This window comes from Aneurinibacillus sp. Ricciae_BoGa-3, assembly GCF_028421645.1.
GTDB lineage: Bacteria > Bacillota > Bacilli > Aneurinibacillales > Aneurinibacillaceae > Aneurinibacillus_B.
The window spans coordinates 4,351,164-4,375,246 of the sequence record NZ_CP116887.1; the positions used below are offsets into that span (position 1 = coordinate 4,351,164).

The window sequence follows — 24,083 nt, forward strand, 5'->3', positions numbered from 1 at the left end:
TCCCTCCTTATCCTTCGTCTTACCCTTTCTTACCGGGTTAAAATCAAGGCTGCTGCCTTAACCCCTGCCGCTTGGTGTCACCGACTTTCTCATTGGTAGATCAAGTACTTACGCCGATCCTGTTTAAACTTGTTGAGCCCGGCAGCGTATTTTGCTTCAATCTGTTGAGCGGTTAATCCCTGCTTTAAATACGATCCGATTTTATCTGTTCCCATGATCTTGTCAAACATAACAATGCTTGCCTGCGTTTTTCCGCTTGTCGGCACCGAAAAATGGTTCAGTGAATGGGCATACGCAAGCACGTAAATTCCCGTTTTAGCCGGGTTAAACGCATGCCAATCTGTAATCGCAAGCTTGACGCCTCCAGCAGAACCACGGGAATAGGGCACAAAACGCACGCCAGGAAGATGGGCGGCGTTTAACAGGGAAGCAAATCTCTGTGAATTAATGCCTCGGCCGCCTACCCATTTAAACGCGTCCGCCTGATAAATGGTTGTCCCTTCCCCAAGCCCTGTAGCAGAATAGCCAAAAACTGAAGCGAGATCTGGAATAAACGGCGAGCTCTGAACCCATTTAAGCCCCGTATCCTGGAAAATCATTGTTCGTTTATAGCCCTGCATCGGAATCACAGTTAAAGACGCACCGATTTTACGATTGAAGAACTGTGCGAGTTCACCCGGCGTCATCCCGTGTGTCATAGGCAAGTTATCGACCCCTACAAACGTCTTGAATCTATCCTCCAGTACCGGGCCGTCAGCAATAACACCGCCAAGAGGGTTCGGACGGTCCAAAACTACAATTGGCTTATTGTCACGCCTGGCAGCCTGCATGACATAATTCAGGGTTGACATAAACGTATAAGAACGCGCCCCAATATCCTGTATATCAAAAACCAGCACATCCACGTTCTTCAGCATACTCACTGTAGGCATCCGGGTATCCCCATACAGGCTGTACACCGGGATGTGCAGGGTCGGATGCATGTAAGTCTTCACAGTAGCTCCCGCTGATGCTTTGCCATCAATGCCATGCTCCGGACCGTACAAAGCAGTCAGCTTTGCTTTCGGATAAGCAGCAAGCAGCTGGATCATACTCTGTTCGAAGCTGTTGACTCCAGTCTGGTTCGTTACAAAACCTATCCTTTTCCCGTCTATTAGTCTGCTATACTTGCTAAGCAAGAGGTCATCCCCCAGCTTGACTACAGGCTTCTGCCCCTGGGCGGCGACTGGCAGACTGATTCCAATTGCCAGAAGCATGACCAACAGAAGCAGCACAACCTTTCTCCCTTTCATTCTGTATAACTCCCTTCCATCTATTGCAGGTTCTGTTCCTGCTCTACATAATTGGACGCGGGAGTCACCCATAAGTTTCCTTAATTAGCAATGAGAAAAACATCGCGGGCCATGCCGCTCTCTCCTTTCCCCTCATAGAAGCTTTTACGGCCGCTTTGCGGAACTACGGGCGGACCGGCAAAAACATCTGGGTATCTCAGTGATGGAGACAGTTTGCCGGTCTTTTTCGCCCTCTGTTCCACACGCTCCACAAGGGGAAAGAAAGGTGCGGTCATGCGCCTCACGATGTTTTCCTTGGGTGTTTGGGGACCGGAGGTCCCATTTAAAAAATCGCTCAACGCACCAACAAGTTAAAGCCAAATACTTTCCCATACGATAAAAAAACCAATTAATAGGCTCGTTAACCTTGCACGAATGTGACCCTTATATGATCCCTTGGCGCATCATGATAGGCAGCTGCAATGCCTGCTCTGTGGGCAGCTTCCATGGAAACCGCCCGGGCCGGAACCGACACGCATGTTTCAGCCTGCAGAGGAAAAGGATGCAGCGATACATGTTCATTATCCACCCATCTTGCCATGACTTTCTTTCCCTGTGTAAAACGGAACTGCTGCGGAAAACCATTGCGGAACCAGGTTATCTCTTTTTCCTTAGTCACTCCCGGTTCCTGCATGCACATATAAAGCGAAAGATTATCGCAAAATTGCAGCAGATCAAAATGAAATACGAGCTCTCGCTGGTTAAACTCAAGCTCCCCCTTAATTCTATTCTGTCTCGCTTTTTCGTCGGCAAGATACGCCATCACATCCGGACTATCGGGATGCGGGAAAAAAGAGACATAATGAAGGCTGCACAGCAGTCCTGCGTATGGGCTGTGAGCTTCCACTTCATCCACACCCTTGCGGTAAAACGCCAGCTTGGGAACAGCAGGGAAGTCTTGGAAGGAATACGGCTTCTTTTCGCCATCATTCCAAAAGGGTGTTTGGTCCAAGCCAATCCAGCCCCTATCGTGCTGGGCAATCGCGTAAAGCACATCATCTCTAACGTGCATACCCTCAAACACATCCTTGCGCCACACTTTCGCCACCTGTCCCGATACCGCAGCATGGTCATGTTGCGTGATCATAACCCACTGATTGTTTTGCTCATATACAATCACGATAAGTCCTCCCTTTGTTTTATATGCAAATCAGACAACCTATTTTTTTGGATAAGCCTGTTTTTAAGCGTTTCACTTCGGGTATCTTTTCCGACTTTTTTCTGCACAATCACCCCTGATTCAGGTTACAAAAGGACCTAATGCGTGGTAAAGAAAAGCGAGTAAATAAGAGATAACCACAGCCAAAGGAGAAGTATGATATGAAAACACAGGAGAAGAAAAACTCACTAACCTCAATCTCCCCTGAAGCATGGGGTCTTCACACAGGGGACAGAAATGAAGGGCTGCAGGCCCCAACCATGTTTAAAAAAAGCATTATAACCGGTGATGTCATTGAAGACCACCGAAAAGATATGGGCTTCTGGGTACATGAAGATAAAATCACGCTGATTGAATCGACCGACACTCATTAATACATCAAATAAAAAGACAGCCGGCCTTCAAATTGGACCGGTTGTCTTTTGTTTATCCAGAATGCAACTATGAGACAGCTTCATGATCGATCCCCATCTCGTCAAGCTTTATCCATAAATCCTCCATCGCTTTCTTTTGGTCCAGATAAAACTTACTGCCCCGAACTCTCCAGAAGATCCACCCTGCACGCTCAAGGATACGCTGCCTTTCACGATCTTCCTCCCATTTATCAATTCCGTGCCACCTGTCACCGTCACACTCTACAGCCAATCGGTTTTTTACCCCTTCAATTACTAAGTCAATTCGAAAGCGGCCAACCTGAACCTGCGGTCGCACCTGATATCCCTTGGCAGTAATCATTCGGAGAACATCAATTTCAAACTGAGAGTCGCACAACTTTTCCGCTTCTTCTACCCTTTCCATAACTCTTGATGGATTTAGGCAATAAGCAAGCAGACGATAACGCATATCCTCAGGGTTTAACTCGGAGAGATCGACTGAATGGTACAACCTCAGTTGATTTTGCGCACGACTGGCGGCCACATTAAAGCGCTGTTGTGCATCTTTTTTGGTTAATGGCATAAAGCGAACATTATTTGCAACAATAAGCGATAAGAAAATAACATCTCTTTCATCCCCTTGAAAATCGTAAGAGTCACCACAAATAAGCTTTCTTTTTACGATTTCTTCTTCACCAATTTCTTCGCGGAGTCTCGATTCGATTAATTGTGCCTGATGCTGGCCCTGCAATGAAATGACCCCAATCGTTCTCCCTTCAAAAGCCGGATCTGCAACCATTTCTTTTACATCTTTCACTATTTCTTCTGCCTCTGCCTCGTTGAATATTCTTGTTCCTTCGCTCCTGTATCCTATCACTCTCTTGGTGACAACAGCGGGTTCAATCTTTTCTTTAAGAGTTGGAAGGCGTAGAGGAATAATCTCTCCCCCGTAGCTTAAATCATTGGAGAACTGGATAATTTCCGGTACACACCGAAAATGTTCCTTGAGCATCAATTTTCCCGGGAACACACGAGCAGCTATATCGTAAAGGGATGTCTGCATATCAAGACTATTGGCTTGTGGGACATCAACCAGGTAGCGGGAAATTAAAGAGCGGACCTCTTCCTGATGAACCCCTACTGCTGAGGGGCTAATTTGTTCGTCATCGCCGACAATCACAGCTTTTTCTGCACGTAGTAAAGCGGACAAAGCAAATAGGTCACACTGACTGCTCTCATCCACAATAACAACATCAAATTTGTCATCACTTATAGACAGATTTTCAATAACCCGATGAATTGGCATAATCCATACAGGAATCGCGGGACGGCACTGATCCATTTCCTCACGTGCTTCTTTCCGAAACTTGTCTGCATATTTCCCCGTTCCTTTACCGATCCTTTTTATCTTTTGTTTCCATGCCTGAAGAGCCCTTTTTTGTGGCTCAGTTGTTCTCTCAATCTGCTTTTTCCAAGTTGATTTGGCCACAATTTGTTCTATCAGCTTTCGTTCGTGCTTTTGTTCTGCCTGCAGCTTCTCCTCCATCTTCTCAGGGCCTTCACTGTTAAGTATGGTAAGCCACGTGTTCAACTGACTCCATTCCCATGCTTGCTTCCAATCGGTTGGAAAATCAACTGCGCTTGCCATTGTTGTCCGTATGTGGCTAGCCCAGTTTGGAGCAGCCAACTGGATTTTATCCAACAATTCATTAAACGCCCGATGCTTATCTCGGAGTTCATGTACCCTCCCCATAATCTCGTATGCCTCGGCCCAGCCGTCTATATCTCTAGAACGAAATACCTCTAATAAGTGCTGGCAATTACTATGTGCCCTGTCCCTGGAAAGAAGCGTATCAAGATTAGCTTCATGCTGTGCAAACGATTTATCCCATAACTCTTTTTTGACAGCCCATTTTGCTTCCTCTAATGCATGGGCTAAATCGTGAAGTTGTTCAGATGAATAAAAAGAGAAACCTGAGGGCGGACGTAACCTCTGCATGACCTTTTGCGCTTTCATAATCTTATACGCCAAGCCAACTGCCTTTTTAATATGACCAACTGCTTCATCCAAGCGGGCTGTCAGCCTACCCTCCTCCTGTTTAAACACAGGACCATTCACTTCCTGGATAGTTGCATTCCATTTTCTTATTAAACGCTCTTTCTTTTCCGTGAGTTTGATGAAGGATTGTACGACTTCCGCTTCTTGTAGGTTTTCAATATGTTTGCCGTTAATAACCCCGAATTCTGCCAGGTATTTTACTTTTCGACCGGAAGTCATCAAGTACAGCTTCCCAAGCTTCCTTTTAGCAAGGCGCTCCTTAATAACATATAAATCCTGCTTTATCTCATGGAGTTCCTTATCAGGCAGCGTAATTTCATACTCTGCCAGTCTGCGAGTTAACATGCTAATTTCATTGACCTCATTTGATGCATCCGTTGTGAGATCTACCCACGTTTTTTCCCTTTCTCCTCCTGCAGTTACATCCATTATTATCTGACTTAGATAAGCAGTATCTAATATCTCATTCTCCGCTATAATAGCCTCTACATGTTCGGCAGCTTCTGCAAGAAAGTTTTCCTCAAGCGGGATCGAATACCGTGTAATATGGTGCTGAGCATCTGCTACCTGCCGTTCTAAATTTTCTCCTTCAACAAAGAACTCCCTCACGGTTTGTGGGGATAAGACTTTCTCTTCATCCGGCAGATATTGCTCCACAATGGAGGAATCCTTAGCCTGCAGCTCTCCCCGGAGCTCCCATAAACGATTAAATTCTTTGTCGGATAAAGGAAAAGAAGCCTGCAGTCCAATGGCATCAGGCAGCCAGTTATGTGCCTGCTCCTCATGCAATTTCTTCGCAGCATCTATTGCAGAGAGTTCTTTTCCCTTCCAATCCACAGTCTGGTGGGATGCAGAAGCAGCTTGTCGGAGCTTTTCCTTTAACTGTGCAATATTATTTCGCGTCCCTATCAGATGCTGCTGAAAAATCTCTATCTCCTTGTTTAGCATTTCTACATCGTAATATTCCATTTTATCCGAGATAGAACGGACGGCATCTTCAATCACCTGCAGAGAACGGGCATCTCCGCCCAGTACAGGAACACACAGAGAACGGATTTCTTCGGGTATTTTATCTGCCAACACTTTAAGTGCACGCTCTGTATGGCTTGTAACCAGCACCTTTTTGCCATGGGCCAGCAGGTGCGAAATTAAGTTGGCAATGGTATGGCTTTTCCCTGTGCCCGGTGGTCCCTGAACGGTGATACCAAAATTCCCCGCAAGGCGGCGGGCAATTTCTTTCTGATCTTCATTAGCCGGCAGCGGAAACAGTAAATCTTCACCAATAGCATTCCATTCTCTTTTTTCCGATTCATTTTGCAACAGGGGTTCTATCTGCAGCAGAGCCTGAATTGTTTTTGGGGCTTGACCATTGTTATTGAGGTATTCAATAATCTGGGAAAGTTCCTCTTTCCACAACTGGGCGGAACGATTTCTTATAAATAGTACGGGCTTTTCAGTTATATAAGGGGTAGAAGAAAGCGTAACTTTATCCAGCTTCTTGCCGTACTCCCCATCTGGATCAAGCGTTTGAACTAACTCTTTATAGAAACCTGCCACACTTTCAATGTGTCTTGGATCTATCCCAGCCTCTCCAATCGATTGTTTCATTTTATGAAGATGGGCATGATTCGGAATCTCAAGACCTGTTAGCATTTCCGTTTCTAGAACGGTCCCGCGCTGGTTAGGTTTTAAACAAAAAATACCCTTGCCAGCATCAAATGTAAGCTCTGCATGTGTAATTAGGATAGGATGCATTACGTCTCCCTGTGGATGTTTCCAGGAAAGGAGTCCGTGGCCAAAACCCAACTCAATGGATTCCCCTTCGCGTTCAATCCTTTGAACCAAGGCAAATAGAAAACCATAAAATTCCTGAATTTGTTTCTTTCGTTTTGTATCTTCGGCCCATCCCTTCCAAATGTCCAGCCAGTCATCGAAAAGACGGGCCCGCTCAATGTCATCGGTAAACTTTTCGGTTTGAGTGGGTTCTTCGTGGTAATCTGTTTGTGCAGGAGGTAATTTCTTCTCTTCATACACTTCTGGAACAACTGTTTCATCACGAAAACCGTTTGTTATCCAGGCCTCCAGCATTTTTGCTGGGCGTGGAGGCGGTGATATTTGCTGCTTATGTACCTCTATCCATGCATCAGTATCGTTTCCTTCTCCTAAAAGATAGCACCCTTCTCCCTGTGGGAGTTCTTCCAGGTATCGATAGTATTCATAATCGCGGAAATCCCGCATCGGCGGGGATGTCATATTTTTTATGGCCAGCAGATATTCAAATATTTGTTGAGGTTTTACGGACATTTTTTCCCACCTTAATTTCTTAGAAAATTGTTCACATGAAAAATAGACGTTAATAGCCATATTTTATCATAAATTTACAAAAGAGAAGCTAAAACAGGAATTGGGCACCGTTGTCACCTGCTCTATTGCTAAACTACACTTGTAAAGCTTATACGACAAGTTCACCTTCCTCCAACTCCGTTTCAATTCGAAAAGACGCAAGATTGGCATCTACTTCTACTGACAGGAGAATCCAGCCGTCTTTCTGTGCGTTTTCAACTTTACACATTAGGGAATATAAACATACACGCTTTTCCTTGTTCCCGGCCGTTTTCTGTTTATTGATGATCATTTTCGTAAATAGTAATAGCTAACAGCCGCAGTACTATGAAGAAGGAGGGTCTCGTTATGGAGCATATACTGCAAACAAAAAGATTTCATGACTCAGAGACAAAAGCAATTAATGAACATTTAAGCAGTGGCTGGGTACTGCTGGAGACAAGCCGCAGCAGCGAGGAAGGTTCGTTCATTCTTTTGGGGAAACCGACGATTGTTGTCATAAGCGAGTTGAAATCAATTATTAGGGATTACGAAGATGCGGGGTTAAAATTGCACCTAGCAAAACATATGGCCGATAAATTCGGCGACGATCATACCGATGTCGACTTAACCGGACGCAGCAGCGCGCTGAAAACGGAGAAATATTTCAGCCGTTACAGGGAAATAGTAGATTGAACCCATTTAATTTCCTATAAATAAAAAAAGAGCCAAGGCAGACGAGGGCACTGAAAAAGTGCCCTTAAATGTGAAAAAGGTATAATACCCCGTTATTGAGGGAATTATACCTTTTTTGCTGTATAATTATAGTATCAATTTCAAACGGGTGGGTACTATGATTAAAAATCAACAGTCAATGATTTTCAGTCCATATTCGGCTATTTATGATTTGGTTGTTCCAAAGGATAATGTGTTGCGTAAAATTAACGATTTGACCAACTTCTTTTTTGTTTATGATGAACTTAAAGACAAATATTGCCATGATAATGGTCGGAACGCCGTGGACCCTATTCGTATGTTCAAATATTTATTGTTGAAGTCAATCTATGACCTGTTTGATGCCGATGTGGTTGAGCGTTCTAAATACGACATGTCTTTTAAGTATTTTCTTAACATGGCTCCAGAGGAGCCAGTAATCGAACCCAGTTCTTTAACTAAGTTCCGAAAGCTTCGTTTAAAAGATATAAACCTCTTGGACATGCTTATCAATAAAACTGCTTGAAATTGCTATTGAAAAAGAAATTATCAAAAGTAAATCCATTATCATGGATGCCACCCATACAAAAGCTCGCTACAATTAGAAACACTGATTGAAAAAAGTATTAAAGCGGGGATGCAGATTGAAACTATAATCGGTGATGCTGCTTACTCTGAAAAGGGAAATATCCAATATGCTAGTGAGAATGAAATAAAATTAGTAGCTGAATCAATTTCATAATTCACAACCCTTGAACCGTAAGGTTCAACGAGCATAGAAAAAAGGAGTACCTCCTCAAATCTCGAATAGAGTAGTTGTCCAGACAACTCAATGAGAAAGGGTGTTCTCCTCATGTATTCAATTCGTCAAGGCTGTTTGTTTTCCCTGCAAGATTTATTAGATTTAGAACCTACCCATCGTTTTGAAGCAATTTTTGAATGCATTAATATTATGCCGCTACTCACAATTGTATCCAAGAAGGTAAGAGAGGGTGCTCCACAATCGCTTAATTATGCATCCATGATCTATTCACTGTTTGCCCGTATTTTAGAAGGCATTCCAACGATTAAACTTCTTGTTCGTCGATTGAAAAAAGACATGCTGTTCTTTTTAGACTGCGGTTTTGCTCTTTCGGATCGAGTTCCGTCTGAAGCTTCTTTTTCACGTTTGGTCCAAAAAATGAAAACATCCAATGTGTTGAATGAAATGAACCATGAATTTCTTTTACATGCAATTAAAGAAGGCTTCATAGATGGTGAACATATTGCAATCGATGCTACCCACATTGAAGCGAGAGACCAGGCTCCACAAAAGCAAGAAAGTAAGGTGGAAGGACCTGTCAAAGAACCGAAAAAACGGGTCGCAAGAAAAAAGAAGACGTGGAATCATGGAAAAAAGAACAAGAGGAAATTCAAAACGCACTTCCTCTTTTGAACAGAAAATTGACAAACAATTAAACCATACCTTCGGTGAACTTCAGAAAGAGATGCCCTGTTCTCCTCGTTAGGGAATTAAGAAAAATTCCGAGAACAAACATGTTTACTGGTATGGATATAAGCTTCACCTGGCTGTTGAAACCAAAAGCCAATACATTCTGGTTAACTTGCTTTCTTCAGGGAACATGAATGATGCTAAAGCCGCCATTCCCTTGCTAAAAGGACTAGCTGAGCGATTTCCTTTCCTAAACATCACGAAAGTGATGGCGGATGCTGGCTATGATTACAAACCAATTTATGAACAAATTTATCGCATGAAGGCGGACGGTATTATTGCGTATAACAAGCGCAACGAAGCACCACCTATCGGTGTTGACAAGCATTTTGCCCCTACGTGTGTACGGGAACATTCCTATCAGTATGACAGCTATGATATGAAATACGAGACGCTGAAATATTCCAGACCGAACGAATGTAAAGATTGTCCGCTTGCGCATGATACGCTATGTCAAAAAATTATTAAAATCAAAAAGACAACGGATTTACGACGTTATCCTGCTCCATCACGAGGTAGTAAAGCATGGAAAAAACTTTATAAAGAACGCACTTCTGTTGAACGAGTAAATGCCTATTTAAAAGAATACTTCCAGCTAAATAACCTACGATATCGCTTAGGAGAACTTGCAAGAGTTCAAGTAGATTTAACATGCTTACTATTCAACGCTTGTAAAATTGCTGTTGACCGTATTAACACTAGATTAAATTGCAAAGCAGCGTAACACATTACGACCTACGGTCGTTTTAAAATGAAAATATTGAAATTCTGAGAGTCTTAGCATCCGAGCAAAAGTAACTATGAAATTGATTCAGCTAAATTAAACCCTTCTGTCACGCAAGGTTTTCGTTCAAAAGAAGATGAATTTGAATTTAATAAAGATGCTGGAATGTATGTCTGTAAGGCAGGACATATGGCTATCAGGAAAGCAAAACAAGGAAAAAAAGGGGAAGGTACAAACCAAGTTTATACGTACTATTTTAATATAGAAAAATGTAAACACTGCCCGTTTAAAGATGGATGTTATAAGGAAGGTGCTAAAAGTAAAACTTATTCTGTAAGTATCAAATCAAATGAACATACAGAACAAAAAGAATATTGAAACGAATCGATGAAGAATAGTGGCGAAATAGCCCCTTTGAATATAAAAAGACGACTTAAAATTCACATTTAGAAATTTTAAAGTCGTCTTTTTTAATGTTGCTTTTTACCGTCTTTGAAAAACCTTCGGTTTTTCAGTGCCCTCAGGCAGACTGGCTCTTTTTTGTTGACCTACATTTTCTTATATTCCTCTACAGGAACTTTACACAGACCGTCTTGGAATAGAAGGTAGACAAATTGCTCCGATTCCTTAACTACAGTACCATAGTGGGGCAAAATTTTCTCAATACCTCTCTTAGTATTAACCTTCATGAACTGAAACATGCAGTCCGCCTCCTTTTCCCTTTTATTTTGTAAAATTATTGTAACACATTGTTAAGTTTTTGTAAATTTTATATTAATATTTTATTTAACCCTTGACTAAATAAAAAATTTGTATACTTTAACTCTCTTATACTATATGCAAGCTATGTATTTTATGCCAAAAAAAAAGCCCTTTTACGTCATGCTCAGGACGATGTGTTTGTTATGACTTTGCTTTTATCTCTTCCAATGCCTGCTGAACATTAGCATATACCTCAATCGTTGAAAAATCGATGCCTGCCCCAACGACTGTCTGTGCTAACTCAGGGCGTATCCCTGTTACGATGGCATTTATCCCTAGCAGCCGAAGTACGCTGTGGATTTTAAACACATGATTCGCAACGGCTGTGTCGATAATCTGGATGCCAGAAAAGTCAATTACCAGGCATGTAACGCTCAATTCGGTGATTTTGGGAATAACTTTTTCAACGATATAGTTGGCTCTGTAAGAGTCGATTGACCCAATCAACGGAAGTACGGCAATGCCATCTTCAATAGGGACCACAGGTGCTGATAGCTCATTGATCTCGTCCTGTGTTTCTTTAATGATTTTGTCTTTGAGGCGTTCAAAAGCAAGAACCGTTTCATTAATACTAATATCCAGCAAATAATTAATTCGCGTATTTATAAATACAACTTCCTCTATCGTTAATCCATAGAGGATGCTAACTTTCATCACATATTCCGCGAAAACCATTCGCGTAGCGGGATAACGCATGATAATTTCAGAAATTTTCCCACGGCAGGAGGCCTCCTGCTCCCCATTCTTTTTACTCCAGGTTACAAGCCCCTCAGGTGCTTCTACTTCTTTGGATGCAAAAGAGCGACCCAGAAAACCCAAAAATTCCGCGTATACGTTCACTGCCTGCTCTTTTTCGCCTTCAAGCAGAACAGGCTCCAACTTCATTCTATCAATGATAGTCTCAACGATTTCAGCAGCCAATGATTGTGCGTGTTCAATAAAATATTTAGCAACCTTTGAAATCGGGCTCATAATTCCCACATCCCCACCTTCATTATAGTTCTATTATATCTTACAACCCAAAGAGAAAGTAAGATAATACAGACATTAGTGGGAAGAATTTCAGCCCAGGCCTGTTTATGATGGGAGTCATAAAAAAACCCCGCTCCAGAAGAAGCGGGGTTTTTTCTTATTGTGCATTGCTAATTGTGTCAGAGGTTGTGCTTGTAGAAGGGGTATTCGTACTGCTGGATGCTGTAGCAGCGTCATTCGTTTCGCCATCGGCGTTCGTTCTGTGCTGCTTCTGATTCCATGTTTGTTCAACCATTTTAGTTAAGCGATCTTTATCCTTTTGAAGCAATTGATTTACTAAATCGGTTTCACTGATGCCTTTGCTCTGCGCGATCTGTGCGAGAGATTTTCCAGACTTTAATTGGGTCAACACGTCCTGCGGGTTCATTCCCAGCACAGATGCTGCATCCTTGAATTGTCCTCCGCGGTCACCATGTTTTCCTTCAAAACCAAATTCGCCTTTATGTTCTACTCTGTTCTTGATTTCACTTTGCAAATCCGCTTTCTTTTTGGTTACTTGATCCTGTGTTAATTTTCCCGATTGCAGAGCCTGGTCCAATCTTTGAGACTGTTGGCTTACCAATAAGTCAATTACCTTTTGTTCGTCTACTCCCTGCGCAGAAGCGATATCTGCTAAAGACTTACCTGCTTTCAAATCCTGCTGCAGTGTGGTGGCATCCACGTTCAATAATGTCAACAGTTGCTGGTTGTTAAATTGCCCTTTGTGTTGATGGGCCACAGCTGCTTGTTGTGTCGCTGCAGTAGCGGTTGAACCAGTTGAAGTGGTTGTACTGGTTGTAGCAGCATAAGCAGAACTTGCTATGGCAAGAACAGCCACTCCAGCAGAAGCAAGGGTAAGTAATTTTTTCATCAGTAACACTCCTTATGTTTAGGTTTTGTTTTGGACAGTAATTAATTTAGACAAGGTTGGTGAAAAAATGGTGAAATTATGAAGGAAATTATTTTTACTCATTTTTCACCAACATCGTATACAATCAAAAAGATAAGCAGCGATTTAACGCGTACTTATTTTATATAGGGAGTGTTATTTTTGAATATTTTATTGGCTGAAGACGATATACGCCTCGGTGAACTGATTACCCACCTTCTGAAAAAAAAAGCAGGATACCAGGTAACATGGGTTACAAACGGCAACGATGTATATGATTACACGGTGGAAACGCCATATGATGTACTTATTCTTGATTGGATGATGCCGGGTGAAGAAGGAGTTAGCATTTGCAGCCGGCTTCGGAAAAAAGGTTATTCAGGGGCGATCATTATGCTAACGGCGAAAGATGGGCTGGAAGACAGGGTCAAAGGGCTCGATGCTGGTGCGGATGATTATTTAGTCAAGCCTTTTGAAACAGATGAACTTCTGGCCAGAATCCGGGCGCTGGCACGCCGCAACTATGCTCCGATTCAGGAGCAGATTGTTCAACTGCAAAATATCATAGTCAATCTTACCAATCGCACGGTCTCTTATGAAGATAAAGAAATTCTGTTAACTCCGAGGGAATTTCAACTGCTGGATTTACTTATTCGTAACAAAGGACAGGTTTTATCGCGCGAGATTATTTATGACAGAGTTTGGGGATATGATTCTGAAGCGTCTATGAAAACGATTGATGCGACCGTTAAATTGCTGCGCAAGAAATTATACGGCCGCGATTCAAAAGACATCATTCAAAGCATTCGCGGGGTGGGATATAAACTTGATTTTTGATTGGAAGTCACGCATTCGTGATTGGAAAAAGGATCTCTTTATCCACACGCAAAATCGGTTGACCCTTCAGTACAGCGTGCTGATTATGGTTTTTCTAATGCTGTTTATTCTTATTGTTTACTTCTTAATAAACACGATTATTTCTTATCAACAGAAACAGGAGCTCGAATCAATCGCCTTCCAGCAGGGAAATATTATTCGAAACGCCATACAAGATGATGCAATCAGCGCGCGGGAGCTTGACAATCTTCGCGCAAATCAAGAAAGCGGAACCCAATTCTTCTACTATGTAGTCCGCCCAAATGGACAGCTGCTTTTTGGAGACGAAGTCATTCACCCTTTACAGCCTCAGATTTTGCAACTCTTACAGGGCTGGGTGCCACAGGAAAACGATATACGCTATGCAACCGTTGATATTCACCCCCACGGACATGACAGGCACCGGTCCATCGATTTGATGATGACCGGAAGGGCCCTTTTCCAGGGGGACCAACTGGTAGGTATTTTCTATATAGGAAAAGATATTTCGTTTTACAACCAGCTCATTCACCAGCTGCTCACCACGCTGGTTATATTAGGCGTTTTGTTTCTTGGGATCGCGCTGCTTCTTAGTTATTTCATGTCCAAAAGGGCCATGATTCCGATACGAAGATCGTTCAACCGGCAGCGCGAATTTGTCGCGGACGCTTCTCATGAGCTGCGCACGCCTCTCAGCATCCTAAATTCGTCGCTGGATGTTCTGCAGATGGAGGAAGGGGAACATCTATCGGATTTCTCACAAAAGATTATGTCGAATATGAAAGACGAAGTAAAACGGATGACCCATTTGGTTGGTAATCTATTAACACTGGCACGCTCCGATTCCGGATCACCTCATCTTCAGCTCGAAAGATTTGATTTGGTTCCGTCTGTCGAGCAATTGGTTCAATCCACGCAAACACTTGCCAATTCGAAGATGCTGAGCCTTCGCTTAAAAGCACCTTCACGCCTGGTAATTCAAGGTGACCATGAAAGGATAAAACAGTTGCTCTATATCCTGCTGGATAATGCGATCAAATACACGCCAGATAGCGGAGAGGTTAGCCTTACGCTTTTAGTTCAAGCATATGAAAAACAACCGGCCCTGCAGATCGTTGTTCAGGATTCAGGCATCGGTATTCCGCCGGAAGAACAGGAACACATCTTTGACCGATTTTATAGAGTCGACAAGAACAGATCCAGACAAATGGGAGGCACCGGATTGGGTTTGGCAATCGCGAAGTGGATCGTAGAAGCGCATCATGGAACCATCCAGGTTGCCAGTACGTTAGGAAAAGGAAGTACATTTACCATCATAATGCCTGTTGTGGATGAAACAGCGTGACGTAACCCGGCACGCTGTTTTTTTCTGATAGAAGGCCATCACCAACACAGCTGTCCTTGCCATTATCCGGCACTTTCCCTGTCGATGCTTGATTTCTCCTATTTTTCACTTTCACTCTCTATAATCAAAACCGTTAGCAGGACAAGCAAGAGGAGGAAAGACAATGAACCCAGGTGATGATTATCGCCAAATCTACGTTATGCATGGACACCATTTTATGCGAGAATACCACGCTATGGAAGGTTTTCATTTCATTGGGACTGCTGTAACCCTTTTGTTCTGGTTAGCCGCTGTGGTGCTTGTCGTTGCATGGCTGCAGAAGCGAAGAAGGAACCAATCAGTAAGCCAATCGCTAATGGAGTTGCCTGTTACCTATCATACGGTTACCCGCGATGAAGTTGATTTCCTTGACGAATGGGAAAAACGCCAAACAAAACATAAGGAGGAACCATAATTATGAAAATAGTAAAACGGATTAAAGACATAGCAACCGCAGAGATCCATGCCCTGCTCGATCAGGCAGAGGATCCGATTAAGATGCTGAATCATTACGTGCGGGAGATGGAAGAGGAAATTGCCAGAGGACAGCAGGCATATGCGAACCAGCTGTATTTGGAGAAGAGGCAAATGGCTTTTATCGCTGACGCCGACCTTTCCGTTATGAAGAGGACGCGACAGGCCAAGCTGGCTGTGGATCAAGGGGAAGAGGCCATCGCAAAGCTGGCTCTCCAGGAAAAATTGCTCCAGGAAAAAAAGTTAAACCTGTATCTGGATCAATATGAAACGATCAAAAACCAGACCGCGCTGCTGCTTGATAAGTTAAATGAATTAAAAGAGAAGTATAATGAACTACAGAATAGACGCCTCCTTCTGATATCTCGAGCGAATGTCGCCCAATCTATCAAACAGATGAATCAGTCATTTGCTTCATTTAATAGTGGCGATAATATAGCCCATAGCTTTGCCCGTGCGGAGGAAAGAATTATAAGGATGGAAGCTGAGGCCGAAGCAGGCAGCCAACTGTATCAGGCATCAAAGGATGTTTCTCCCTATCTGGTAGACTCCGCCCTTCAAGAAGAAGTACAGCTAGAATTAGATAAGTTAAAACAAACGAAGCAAGAGACAGCGTAATTCCCTGATTTTGTCTGTCTAAGATTTAAAGAACCGTTTCCCAGCTGAAACGGTTCTTCTTTCTACTTTGTATGGATACGCTCCTTTAGACAGCAATTTTTATTGCGGCTTGCCTCGGTTTACCAGGTAACTTGAGCAAACGGAAACGAATTGGACTATGCCTTTCATTAATGTGGAGACCCCGATAAATATACCTTTCAAAATGAGATCAACGATTATGTCTACGAAAAATTCTATCAACCACTGCATTCTATCACTCTGCTCTCCACAAATTATTACTATGACTATTGTGGCAGATGTTTTGTATTTTTCCACATGTAATATTTGGGCTAGTATACCAACATCATCAACTTTATTATAAGTTTATATGTGCAACCCTTTGGGATAGAAGTAAATTGGCTAAATATTTTGCGATTTTATATTTAAGTAGGCTCCTTTTTTATTACAATAGTTTAGGCACATCCAGTGCGGAGTCGGTGGTTGTAACAATCCGTTTAAGCCGATTGCAGTCCCTCAAAGTTATGCTACATGAAAGAAACCCGCCGATACGCGGGTTTTTTATTGAAACTGTATTTTTTAAATCCTATTCAGAAGCGTCCGTTAAATCCTGTGTTACTTCAAATGGGATCGTTTTGCTCAAATTAGCGCTTTGCGTTGCAAGCCAAAACTCCGCTTTATACTTTCCTTTTTTCAAGCGGCTAAGAGGGGCCGTATATGTTTTCTCTTCCCCTTGTTTTAAACTTTCTGTTGAGACTAACTGATTAAACATCCTGCCGGATGAATACTGTTGAATTCTTTGTCCTTTATCGTCCCAAATGATATAATCATATCTCTGGCCCGTGTTAAATGTTAACGCTTGAACGTCTTCTGTTTGATTTTTAATAGTAAACAATAATGAGCCTTGCCCATCATATGTGAGAGAACTTTCAATGGAACCGGCCAAAATGCCTTTATTTTTGATAGAAATTGAACGATCACTCCATTCGACTTGTTTGTTTAAAGCCTCACTCAAAAAACGGAGGGGGACATAGGTCGTTCCCTGATAAACCATGGATAGCGGAACCGTCGTCTTTCCATTGTTGAAAGTGTTAGCTTTCGACTGTTCGACCAATTTGTCATCAATTTTAATGGCCACTGGATTTAAATCAACTGAAATTTGCGTTAATCCCGCAACTGCTGCAAAACTAACTCCTGTAGTACATACACTGCCAATGACGACACCAATCGCGAGAGATTTTACATTTAGTTTTATCATACCAATACCTCCTGGGTGTTATACCCTTATAACGCTGCAAGTTATAATGAAGTGTGCAACATTCAATAAATCACAAGCTAATTGAAGCGGGGGTGTACGATGAAGTTAAACAAGATTCATCACGTAGCGATCATCTGTGCCAATTATAAGGCGTCTAAGCATTTTTATGTTGAGTTATTAGGTTTGAAAATTCTCGGAGAAACGTATCGTGCCGAAAGGAATTCTTACAAACTGGACTTACAAGTAGGTGAGGATTATCAAATCGAGTTATTTTCCTTTCCGAATCCTCCGGCAAGGCCAAGCTATCCAGAAGCCAGTGGATTGAGGCACTTAGCTTTTGAAGTCGATGATATCCATACAACGGTTAATGAACTGCAATCGATGGGCATCTCTGTTGAACCGATTCGTTTAGATGTACATACCGATAAAAAATTCACCTTCTTTAATGATCCGGATGGACTGCCACTTGAACTGTATGAAAAGTGAGATTTATCTTTCTATGTCTCCGGATCTTTTTGAACATTAGGTGAACATTTTCTGAATACGGCTTATTATTTTTGTCTAGTGTTATAATGTTTTTTGCTAACGAGAGTAGACGTTAGCTTATTCAACTCCTATATAGTTCTCCACCCTTTTTTGGTCCATAGCCACAGGCTATGGGCTCTTTTTTTGCCTTCGTGATATACAACGAGTACATTCCATGACGCTGAACTATGAGCAAGCTGATTATTGCTCAAAGAGATCCCAATAAAAATAGCGACCTTTCTCTCTGAGATTACCGAGAAAAGGTCGCCACATACAAATTCTTTTTTAATGTTTACTTAAATATTGTTTTTAATATTCATCAAACATTCTTTGGATTTCAGATGGATCATTTGTTTTGGTTAAAGCCAGCATAAGCAGAACGCGTGCTTTTTGAGGATTAAGGTTATCAGAGGTTACGAAATGATTAACGTCATCATCGGCCTCGTGAGAAACAATACCATTTCCTACACGTGAACTGCGCACAACCACGATGCCTTTTTTCTGTGCATCTAGCAACCCCTCTTTGGTTACCGGGTATACACTACCATCCCCTGTCCCAGCATGGATAATCCCTTTGGCTCCTGCCTTAGCAGCTGCATCTACGAATTCACGGCCATCATTTTCATGGCTATAAACAATATCAACTCGCGGTAAGGATTTTAGATCATCAACAGAAAACTCAGAGTTAGTTGTATGCCTTTTTGTCGATTGATTATAGAAATGGGCTTTTCCACCAAGCATATATCCCATGTATCCGAGTTCAGGGCTTTTAAATGTATCCATATTCGTAGTATTCGTTTTCGTTACATCCCGGGCCCCGTTAATTTGATCATTCAAGGAAACTAAAACCCCTTTCCCTTTTGCCGCATTGCTTGAAGCAAGTGCCACCGCATTATAAAGGTTCATTGGGCCATCTGCACTTGTAGCCGTAGCAGGTCTCATAGAACCTACTAAAACAACTGGTTTATCAGAATGCACAACAAGATTAAGGAAATACGCTGTTTCTTCCAAGGTATCCGTACCATGTGTGATGACAACCCCATCAACATCTGGTTTCGCTAACTGAGCATTGACTTCTTTTGCGAGTTTTAACCAGATTTCGTTTGTCATAGCGGAGCTGTCAATATTCGCAACTTGTTCTCCTGAAATATTAGCGACTTTATCTAAGCCAGGAACGGCCTTAATCAAAGCATCGACGCCCAAAACCCCAGCTGTATAGCCGGTAGTTTGTGTATTGGAAGTTCCCGTACCCGCAATGGTTCCTCCAGTAGCTAAAATTTTAATATTTTTAAGATGGTTAGCAGCCGACTGTGATAAAGTGACCGCTTTGTTGTTGGCTGGCGTTGTCGCGGCAAAAGATGCGGTTTGAAAACCTGATGCGCCTAACGCCATAAGAAGAGTGGTGCTAAGAATTTTTTTAAATGTTGGTTTCATCTAGAAAAGCCCCCAGTTCTTAAGAAATATGTAATAGATTTCATTCTTACTGTGCTTATAACTTTGTACGCTTATAAAGTAAACTTGTTTATCAAGGTTTGCAGGTTTTCAGCCATTTTTGATAAAGAACTAGACGACGCTGTAATCTCTTGCATAGAAGCTAATTGTTCTTCTGTAGAAGCCGATATATTTTGCATCCCGCCGGAAGTGTCCTCTGATACAGTTTTAATGAGATTAATAGATTGGAACACGTCTTCTGTTTCTGCTGACATTTTAACCATCGAAGCTGAAATCCCCTTGATTTGTTCCGTAACTTCTTTGATAGATTCCTGAATATCATTGAATGATTTACCAGCTGTATTTACTACATCAATACCTTCTTTCACTTGAGCGGTGGTTGTTTCCATTGTTTCTACAGCCTTTACGGTTTCTGTTTGGATGGCGGAAACCAACACAGCAATTTGTTGAGCGGATTGGCCGGATTGTTCCGCTAATTTCCGTACTTCATCGGCTACGACTGAAAATCCACGCCCGTGCTCTCCCGCTCTAGCGGCTTCTATAGCCGCATTTAAAGCTAAAAGGTTGGTTTGTTCGGCAATATTGGTAATAACCTCAATAATTTTCCCAATCTCTTCCGAATGTTCGCCTAACTCTTTAATTACGGTTGATAATCCCATGACGGTTTCGTTAATTTCACTCATTTGATTCATGGTAGTACTAATCGCTTTGTTTCCTTGTTGTGATTTTTCCTCTGTTTCAACGGCCTTGTACGTTAAGCTTTCTGAATTAACTTCAATATCCTTCATATTTTGTGATAGGTTCATAATGATTTCCGTGGTCTTTTCTACGGTTTGTACTTGATTGTCTGAGCCTACCGCTACTTCTTGAATAACATCAGCAATTTGCTCACTCGCTTTGCTATTTTGTTCAGCACTGGCTGTCAGTTGTTCAGAGTAAGCAGCTAATTGCGTTGTGTTTTCTGAAACTTCGTTAATAACGGCATGAAGGGAATCTGCCATTTCATTAAAATGATTACTGAGTTTGCCGAACTCGTCCGTTGAAGTGATTTCAATGCGTTCTTTCAAATCACCTTTGCTTATTTTATTCGTGGCTGACATAAGATGCATAAGAGGCCGTGTGAAGGAGCGGATGTTAAAGTAAATGATAATACCGCCAATCACTAAGAATACAAGTATAACCACTAACATGTTGTTGAAAATAGGGGCCGCTTCATTTTGAATCTCTTGAGAATCCATGACACCGGCAAGTTTCCACCCAGTAGTAGGATTTGTTAGAAAGACCATTTCCTTTGGTTTGTTTTGAAGGGTAAACTGCATTTCGCCGGAATCTGAAGCGTACATCTGATCAATATAAGAACCGGTTGCGGCAGTACCACCCTCTATAGTTGGATTAAACAAGTAATTTTTTTCTTTATCCAACATCGTAACGTACCCATTGTTTCCAATTTTTACGCCTTTTACGGTCTGTCCTAATTGAGCTAAACTAATATCGATCCCGATAACACCAGATCCGTCATTTAATGCTTTAGAAACTGTAATCACCATATTCTTAGCAGAAGCTGAGACATAGGGGCTCGAAATGACCACTTCTCCTTTGCGGGCAAGCGCATCTTTATACCAGCCCCTTTTACGCGCATCGTAATCGGGAGGGTTCACAACAAAAGGAGAGCTAATGAATTTACCAGTTGATGTACCGATATAGACAAGCTGGCTTTCTTTATGTAAGGCTTGATACTCATCAAATTTGTCTTTAAGTTGACTTAAATTTATAAGATTATTATTTTTTATAACCGGTTGTTGAGCTAAATAGTTTGCATCGCTTAATTTCGGACTGATCATTTGATCAACAGCTTGATTTAATAGAGAAGTATTTTGTTGTGCTGCTTTAATTAGTTCGTTTCCTATGCGACTTTTTGCGGTTTCATATGAGAAATATCCAATAAAGATGGCTGGCAAAAGTAGGATAAGGGCAAAAGATAGAATTAATTTACCTCTGATGCTTAAAGATTTTCCAAATCGTTTTTTCATGTTAATCTCCCCTTAAAGCAACACTCAGACTTTGTATAAATTCAAAATGTGACTAGGTAAAAATAACGGGATTTCTTAACTAATCACACGTCTACATACACTCATCTCCCTTTTTTCTGTAGATATATTTCCCTAACACTAATGCATTTTATATGTTTTTTATAAATTATTAAACGTATTTCTCTAAAGATAAGCAATACTACCTATGCGTCATTGTAATTGATATAATGCATCTTTCGAGTGGCTAGATAAAATAATAGATTTTTTACACGATTAAATATCATTTGTATATAAACGTTTTCGAAAAATTACTGACGTATTTTTACTCAGTAAATCGATACGGTTGCATAAAAACAGATTGGTAATTAGAGACCGAGATGAAAATGACCGCAGAGTTGTTTTTATCCATTTAACAGAGAAAGGAAAAGAAGTCTTAGAAAAAGCCAAACAAAGGCGATTTGAAATAATTTCTTATTATTTTAAGCATTTAGAGTCGGAGCAACTGGAAAATTTGGTGCAGATTTATGAGAAATTGGCTCGAATTGCATCAACAGTGGAAGACATTAATTAAATGAATTTTAAATTTCATTATGAAAACGGAGTAATATAGTATGAGAGGAGAAAATAAAATATCGGAACCGATAATAAAACCAATTGAAAAAGACTATGAAAGTACAAAACACCGTAGGATTTTAATCTTAGGCGCCCATTACACTTTTCTTTCGCTCGCCGATTACTTGAATTAAGTAATCGACTTTTTATTCTAATACCTTATATAAAATGCCCGTGCTGCTCTCCGGAACCACTGAGTAAAATAACCTGCTCCTCAGATTACCTAAGTAACAATAGCATCGATTAATGCATTTTTTAACTGCACTAGCAAATCCCTGGTAACGTTATCTTTCAAATTCCCTTCACTGTCAAACTTTTCACGAGTGTATCCAACCTGTACAATCGGTCTATTTATCACCTTCATATTCAAAGCGAACATTACATCTCGCAGATGACTTTGTGACACTCCAACTCCAATAGCTGCAGCCCCAATAAGAGCAACAGGTTTACCTGCTAGTTTTGTTTGTAACGACCGGCGTGATACCCATTCTAATGCATTTTTAAGTACGCCTGTATAAGACAGATTATACTCAGGTGAGCTAATTACCAAAGCATCAGCAGAATCCAATGTTTCTTTAAGTTTTAAAACCGCTTCTGGATAGGGTTGTTCTCGGTCTTCATTAAAAAACGGGATTTCTGAAATATCCGCTAAGGTAAACTTAATATTATCTGGTAATTCCTGCTCGAAAGCACGTAATAATCCAAGGTTATGAGAATGTTTACGTAAACTCCCACATATTCCAACGATATGCAATTCTGACCTTAATGATTGCAATTTTGAATTCTCCTTTTAATTAATCTATGTAAACAGTTTTATAATAACAAAAAGTCCTTCTCTCCGTCCATGTATAGGTAAAAATTATTACGTTTATCACCTCTATATATTTCAATTATTTAGTAAATTATGCGAAAATAATCCTAACTTAACAAGGGGGAATATCATCCTTTGAACGATGGAGAGAGATATTTCCTGTATGTTCTTTGCAGGGCTTTTAGGTGCTACAACAGACAATATTATTCAGCATTACGCTTTATGGACTTATCCAACAAATCATCCCTTAATCCCCCTTATAGGCGATGACTGGGGTATCTATATTGTCGTTACATACTTATTTATCCAATGGCTACCTGAACGGCAGACATACTGCTGGCTATCTCTTTACATATTGGTCTTTGCAACCATTGGTATCACTATTGAATGGATACATGTGGTTACCCACCATATGACACATGAGAAATGGTGGAATTATGGATGGTCATACCTTGCTAATTTTTTCTTATATATGATTTTTTATTATTTCCATAAGGTCTTTCAATTAGAGAAACTAAGTATTCAGGGGAAATGAGTTACCGCGGAATCGTTCATTAAAAAATTAAGCACCATGAATAATATTGAACTATTGGTATCACTAAAAGAAGAATAAAAATAGAGGAAAAGACAAAAAAGCCGTTTCATGGAAACGGCTGATTCATATGATGTAACGGTATTTTAGCTACCTAAAAAGGGGCGACGGATAACCGTACAACGACGAACCCCTTTTGCAATTAATCGACGAGCTAGCGCTAAAGGAATTCGTAACAGTACAGCATTATCTGTACTGTTTTCCACATCAAAAATAGAAAACGCACGACCATTATCGATAAAGATACATTTAAACTCCACTTTAGTACCTGGAGTAGGACGCGGTCTCTTATTTGTGATCGGACATAGTTTTAATCCACCACTAAGAAGTCGTCTAGCTTGTTCAGCCGTAATACGAATAATGATAATCGGGTCAATTTCTACTCCAGGAGCCTTTGCTTCAATCTCAGCCAATAAGAAAAAGCGTCCATTGTTGTTAATAATACATCTCGAACCAATTTCCACCGTAGCTGTTGTTGCCATTTTTATCACCTCCCCTATATAAATATGAGAACAAGCTATGAGGTGATATAGACAACCGTTTCTTTAATACAAAATGAGCGGTGATAAAGAGCCTTTATATTGCATGTCCTTCCTGATATGCAGAAAAGGCTGCTGAGAAATTAGAAAGCATGTTGT

The 24,083-nt window shown here is 41.2% G+C and carries 19 protein-coding genes and 3 pseudogenes; 12 read left to right on the plus strand and 10 right to left on the minus strand.

Annotated features, from left to right (window positions below; genetic code table 11):
* Window positions 1-89: 89 nt before the first annotated feature.
* Together PP175_RS22255 and PP175_RS22260 are read right to left on the minus strand one after the other, a co-directional pair.
* Window positions 90-1,292, minus strand: a complete 1,203-nt coding sequence (locus PP175_RS22255; RefSeq protein ID WP_272440409.1) for a DUF1343 domain-containing protein — start codon at window positions 1,290-1,292, stop codon at window positions 90-92.
* 400 nt (window positions 1,293-1,692) lie between these two features.
* Window positions 1,693-2,451 (minus strand): DUF3891 family protein, encoded by a 759-nt coding sequence (locus tag PP175_RS22260; RefSeq protein ID WP_272440410.1) that lies wholly within the window; start codon window positions 2,449-2,451, stop codon window positions 1,693-1,695.
* Window positions 2,452-2,651: 200 nt separating this feature from the next.
* Between PP175_RS22260 and PP175_RS22265 the strand changes: the two genes are divergently transcribed.
* On the plus strand, window positions 2,652-2,864 hold the full coding sequence (locus PP175_RS22265; RefSeq protein WP_272440411.1) for a hypothetical protein: 213 nt from the start codon (window positions 2,652-2,654) through the stop codon (window positions 2,862-2,864).
* Window positions 2,865-2,931: 67 nt separating this feature from the next.
* Here the strand turns inward: PP175_RS22265 and PP175_RS22270 are convergent, their stop codons facing one another.
* Complete coding sequence (locus PP175_RS22270; protein WP_272440412.1) at window positions 2,932-7,227, minus strand: AAA domain-containing protein; 4,296 nt, start codon at window positions 7,225-7,227, stop codon at window positions 2,932-2,934.
* Window positions 7,228-7,614: 387 nt separating this feature from the next.
* Here PP175_RS22270 and PP175_RS22275 point away from each other — a divergent pair, with 387 nt between their 5' ends.
* The 4 genes and pseudogenes from PP175_RS22275 to PP175_RS22290 form a co-directional block, all read left to right on the plus strand.
* Window positions 7,615-7,941: a hypothetical protein gene (locus PP175_RS22275; RefSeq protein ID WP_272440413.1), complete on the plus strand. Its 327-nt coding sequence runs from the start codon at window positions 7,615-7,617 to the stop codon at window positions 7,939-7,941.
* Window positions 7,942-8,098: 157 nt separating this feature from the next.
* A pseudogene (locus PP175_RS22280) lies at window positions 8,099-8,561 on the plus strand (transposase); the annotation flags it as partial.
* Window positions 8,562-8,812: 251 nt separating this feature from the next.
* A pseudogene (locus PP175_RS22285) lies at window positions 8,813-10,175 on the plus strand (transposase).
* 90 nt (window positions 10,176-10,265) lie between these two features.
* Window positions 10,266-10,550 (plus strand): annotated as a pseudogene (locus PP175_RS22290) (IS5/IS1182 family transposase); the annotation flags it as partial.
* Between the two features lie 528 nt (window positions 10,551-11,078).
* Here PP175_RS22290 and PP175_RS22295 read toward each other — a convergent pair.
* Both PP175_RS22295 and PP175_RS22300 read right to left on the minus strand, forming a co-directional pair.
* Entirely contained in the window at window positions 11,079-11,909 is an 831-nt protein-coding gene (locus PP175_RS22295) for an STAS domain-containing protein (protein ID WP_272440414.1), read from the minus strand.
* Between the two features lie 157 nt (window positions 11,910-12,066).
* On the minus strand, window positions 12,067-12,819 hold the full coding sequence (locus tag PP175_RS22300) for a hypothetical protein (protein WP_272440415.1): 753 nt from the start codon (window positions 12,817-12,819) through the stop codon (window positions 12,067-12,069).
* Between the two features lie 180 nt (window positions 12,820-12,999).
* Here PP175_RS22300 and PP175_RS22305 point away from each other — a divergent pair, with 180 nt between their 5' ends.
* The 4 genes from PP175_RS22305 (at window position 13,000) to PP175_RS22320 (ending at window position 16,168) form a co-directional block, all read left to right on the plus strand.
* Entirely contained in the window at window positions 13,000-13,674 is a 675-nt protein-coding gene (locus PP175_RS22305) for a response regulator transcription factor (protein ID WP_272440416.1), read from the plus strand.
* Entirely contained in the window at window positions 13,664-15,037 is a 1,374-nt protein-coding gene (locus tag PP175_RS22310; protein ID WP_272440417.1) for a sensor histidine kinase, read from the plus strand. The genes PP175_RS22305 and PP175_RS22310 overlap by 11 nt, the downstream gene beginning before the upstream one ends.
* 163 nt (window positions 15,038-15,200) lie before the next feature.
* Window positions 15,201-15,491, plus strand: a complete 291-nt coding sequence (locus tag PP175_RS22315; protein ID WP_272440418.1) for a hypothetical protein — start codon at window positions 15,201-15,203, stop codon at window positions 15,489-15,491.
* 2 nt (window positions 15,492-15,493) lie between these two features.
* On the plus strand, window positions 15,494-16,168 hold the full coding sequence (locus PP175_RS22320; RefSeq protein WP_272440419.1) for a PspA/IM30 family protein: 675 nt from the start codon (window positions 15,494-15,496) through the stop codon (window positions 16,166-16,168).
* Between the two features lie 583 nt (window positions 16,169-16,751).
* Here the strand turns inward: PP175_RS22320 and PP175_RS22325 are convergent.
* On the minus strand, window positions 16,752-17,423 hold the full coding sequence (locus tag PP175_RS22325; RefSeq protein ID WP_272440420.1) for a BsuPI-related putative proteinase inhibitor: 672 nt from the start codon (window positions 17,421-17,423) through the stop codon (window positions 16,752-16,754).
* 99 nt (window positions 17,424-17,522) lie between these two features.
* Here PP175_RS22325 and gloA2 point away from each other — a divergent pair, with 99 nt between their 5' ends.
* Entirely contained in the window at window positions 17,523-17,909 is a 387-nt protein-coding gene (gene gloA2 / locus PP175_RS22330) for an SMU1112c/YaeR family gloxylase I-like metalloprotein (protein ID WP_272440421.1), read from the plus strand.
* Between the two features lie 348 nt (window positions 17,910-18,257).
* On the opposite strand, the gene PP175_RS22335 is transcribed toward gloA2, so the two are convergent.
* Both PP175_RS22335 and PP175_RS22340 read right to left on the minus strand, forming a co-directional pair.
* Window positions 18,258-19,382 carry a type II asparaginase gene (locus PP175_RS22335; protein ID WP_272440422.1) on the minus strand — a complete coding sequence of 375 codons (1,125 nt, stop codon included), beginning with the start codon at window positions 19,380-19,382 and terminating at the stop codon, window positions 18,258-18,260.
* 71 nt (window positions 19,383-19,453) lie between these two features.
* Window positions 19,454-21,430, minus strand: a complete 1,977-nt coding sequence (locus PP175_RS22340) for a methyl-accepting chemotaxis protein (RefSeq protein ID WP_272440423.1) — start codon at window positions 21,428-21,430, stop codon at window positions 19,454-19,456.
* A 343-nt stretch (window positions 21,431-21,773) separates the two neighbouring features.
* On the opposite strand from PP175_RS22340, the gene PP175_RS30145 reads away from it, so the two are divergent.
* The gene (locus tag PP175_RS30145) at window positions 21,774-22,001 is read left to right on the plus strand and encodes a MarR family winged helix-turn-helix transcriptional regulator (RefSeq protein WP_442870399.1); all 228 of its coding nucleotides are present in this window, start codon (window positions 21,774-21,776) and stop codon (window positions 21,999-22,001) included.
* 264 nt (window positions 22,002-22,265) lie between these two features.
* On the opposite strand, the gene PP175_RS22345 is transcribed toward PP175_RS30145, so the two are convergent.
* Window positions 22,266-22,817 carry an NADPH-dependent FMN reductase gene (locus PP175_RS22345; protein ID WP_272440424.1) on the minus strand — a complete coding sequence of 184 codons (552 nt, stop codon included), beginning with the start codon at window positions 22,815-22,817 and terminating at the stop codon, window positions 22,266-22,268.
* Window positions 22,818-23,016: 199 nt separating this feature from the next.
* On the opposite strand from PP175_RS22345, the gene PP175_RS22350 reads away from it, so the two are divergent.
* On the plus strand, window positions 23,017-23,388 hold the full coding sequence (locus tag PP175_RS22350; protein ID WP_272440425.1) for a CBO0543 family protein: 372 nt from the start codon (window positions 23,017-23,019) through the stop codon (window positions 23,386-23,388).
* Between the two features lie 143 nt (window positions 23,389-23,531).
* On the opposite strand, the gene PP175_RS22355 is transcribed toward PP175_RS22350, so the two are convergent.
* The gene (locus PP175_RS22355; RefSeq protein ID WP_272440426.1) at window positions 23,532-23,927 is read right to left on the minus strand and encodes a hypothetical protein; all 396 of its coding nucleotides are present in this window, start codon (window positions 23,925-23,927) and stop codon (window positions 23,532-23,534) included.
* Window positions 23,928-24,083: the final 156 nt, after the last annotated feature.

Excerpts from the sequence above, each read along its gene's own strand:
- gloA2 (WP_272440421.1), top strand. The coding sequence starts at position 17,523 with ATGAAGTTAAACAAGATTCATCACGTAGCGATCATCTGTGCCAATTAT.
- PP175_RS22315 (WP_272440418.1), top strand. The coding sequence starts at position 15,201 with ATGAACCCAGGTGATGATTATCGCCAAATCTACGTTATGCATGGACAC.
- PP175_RS22355 (WP_272440426.1), bottom strand. The coding sequence starts at position 23,927 with ATGGCAACAACAGCTACGGTGGAAATTGGTTCGAGATGTATTATTAAC.
- PP175_RS22295 (WP_272440414.1), bottom strand. The coding sequence starts at position 11,909 with ATGAGCCCGATTTCAAAGGTTGCTAAATATTTTATTGAACACGCACAA.
- PP175_RS22275 (WP_272440413.1), top strand. The coding sequence starts at position 7,615 with ATGGAGCATATACTGCAAACAAAAAGATTTCATGACTCAGAGACAAAA.
- PP175_RS22325 (WP_272440420.1), bottom strand. The coding sequence starts at position 17,423 with ATGATAAAACTAAATGTAAAATCTCTCGCGATTGGTGTCGTCATTGGC.
- PP175_RS22335 (WP_272440422.1), bottom strand. The coding sequence starts at position 19,382 with ATGAAACCAACATTTAAAAAAATTCTTAGCACCACTCTTCTTATGGCG.
- PP175_RS22255 (WP_272440409.1), bottom strand. The coding sequence starts at position 1,292 with ATGAAAGGGAGAAAGGTTGTGCTGCTTCTGTTGGTCATGCTTCTGGCA.
- PP175_RS22300 (WP_272440415.1), bottom strand. The coding sequence starts at position 12,819 with ATGAAAAAATTACTTACCCTTGCTTCTGCTGGAGTGGCTGTTCTTGCC.
- PP175_RS22265 (WP_272440411.1), top strand. The coding sequence starts at position 2,652 with ATGAAAACACAGGAGAAGAAAAACTCACTAACCTCAATCTCCCCTGAA.
- PP175_RS22270 (WP_272440412.1), bottom strand. The coding sequence starts at position 7,227 with ATGTCCGTAAAACCTCAACAAATATTTGAATATCTGCTGGCCATAAAA.
- PP175_RS22350 (WP_272440425.1), top strand. The coding sequence starts at position 23,017 with ATGTTCTTTGCAGGGCTTTTAGGTGCTACAACAGACAATATTATTCAG.
- PP175_RS22320 (WP_272440419.1), top strand. The coding sequence starts at position 15,494 with ATGAAAATAGTAAAACGGATTAAAGACATAGCAACCGCAGAGATCCAT.
- PP175_RS22340 (WP_272440423.1), bottom strand. The coding sequence starts at position 21,430 with ATGAAAAAACGATTTGGAAAATCTTTAAGCATCAGAGGTAAATTAATT.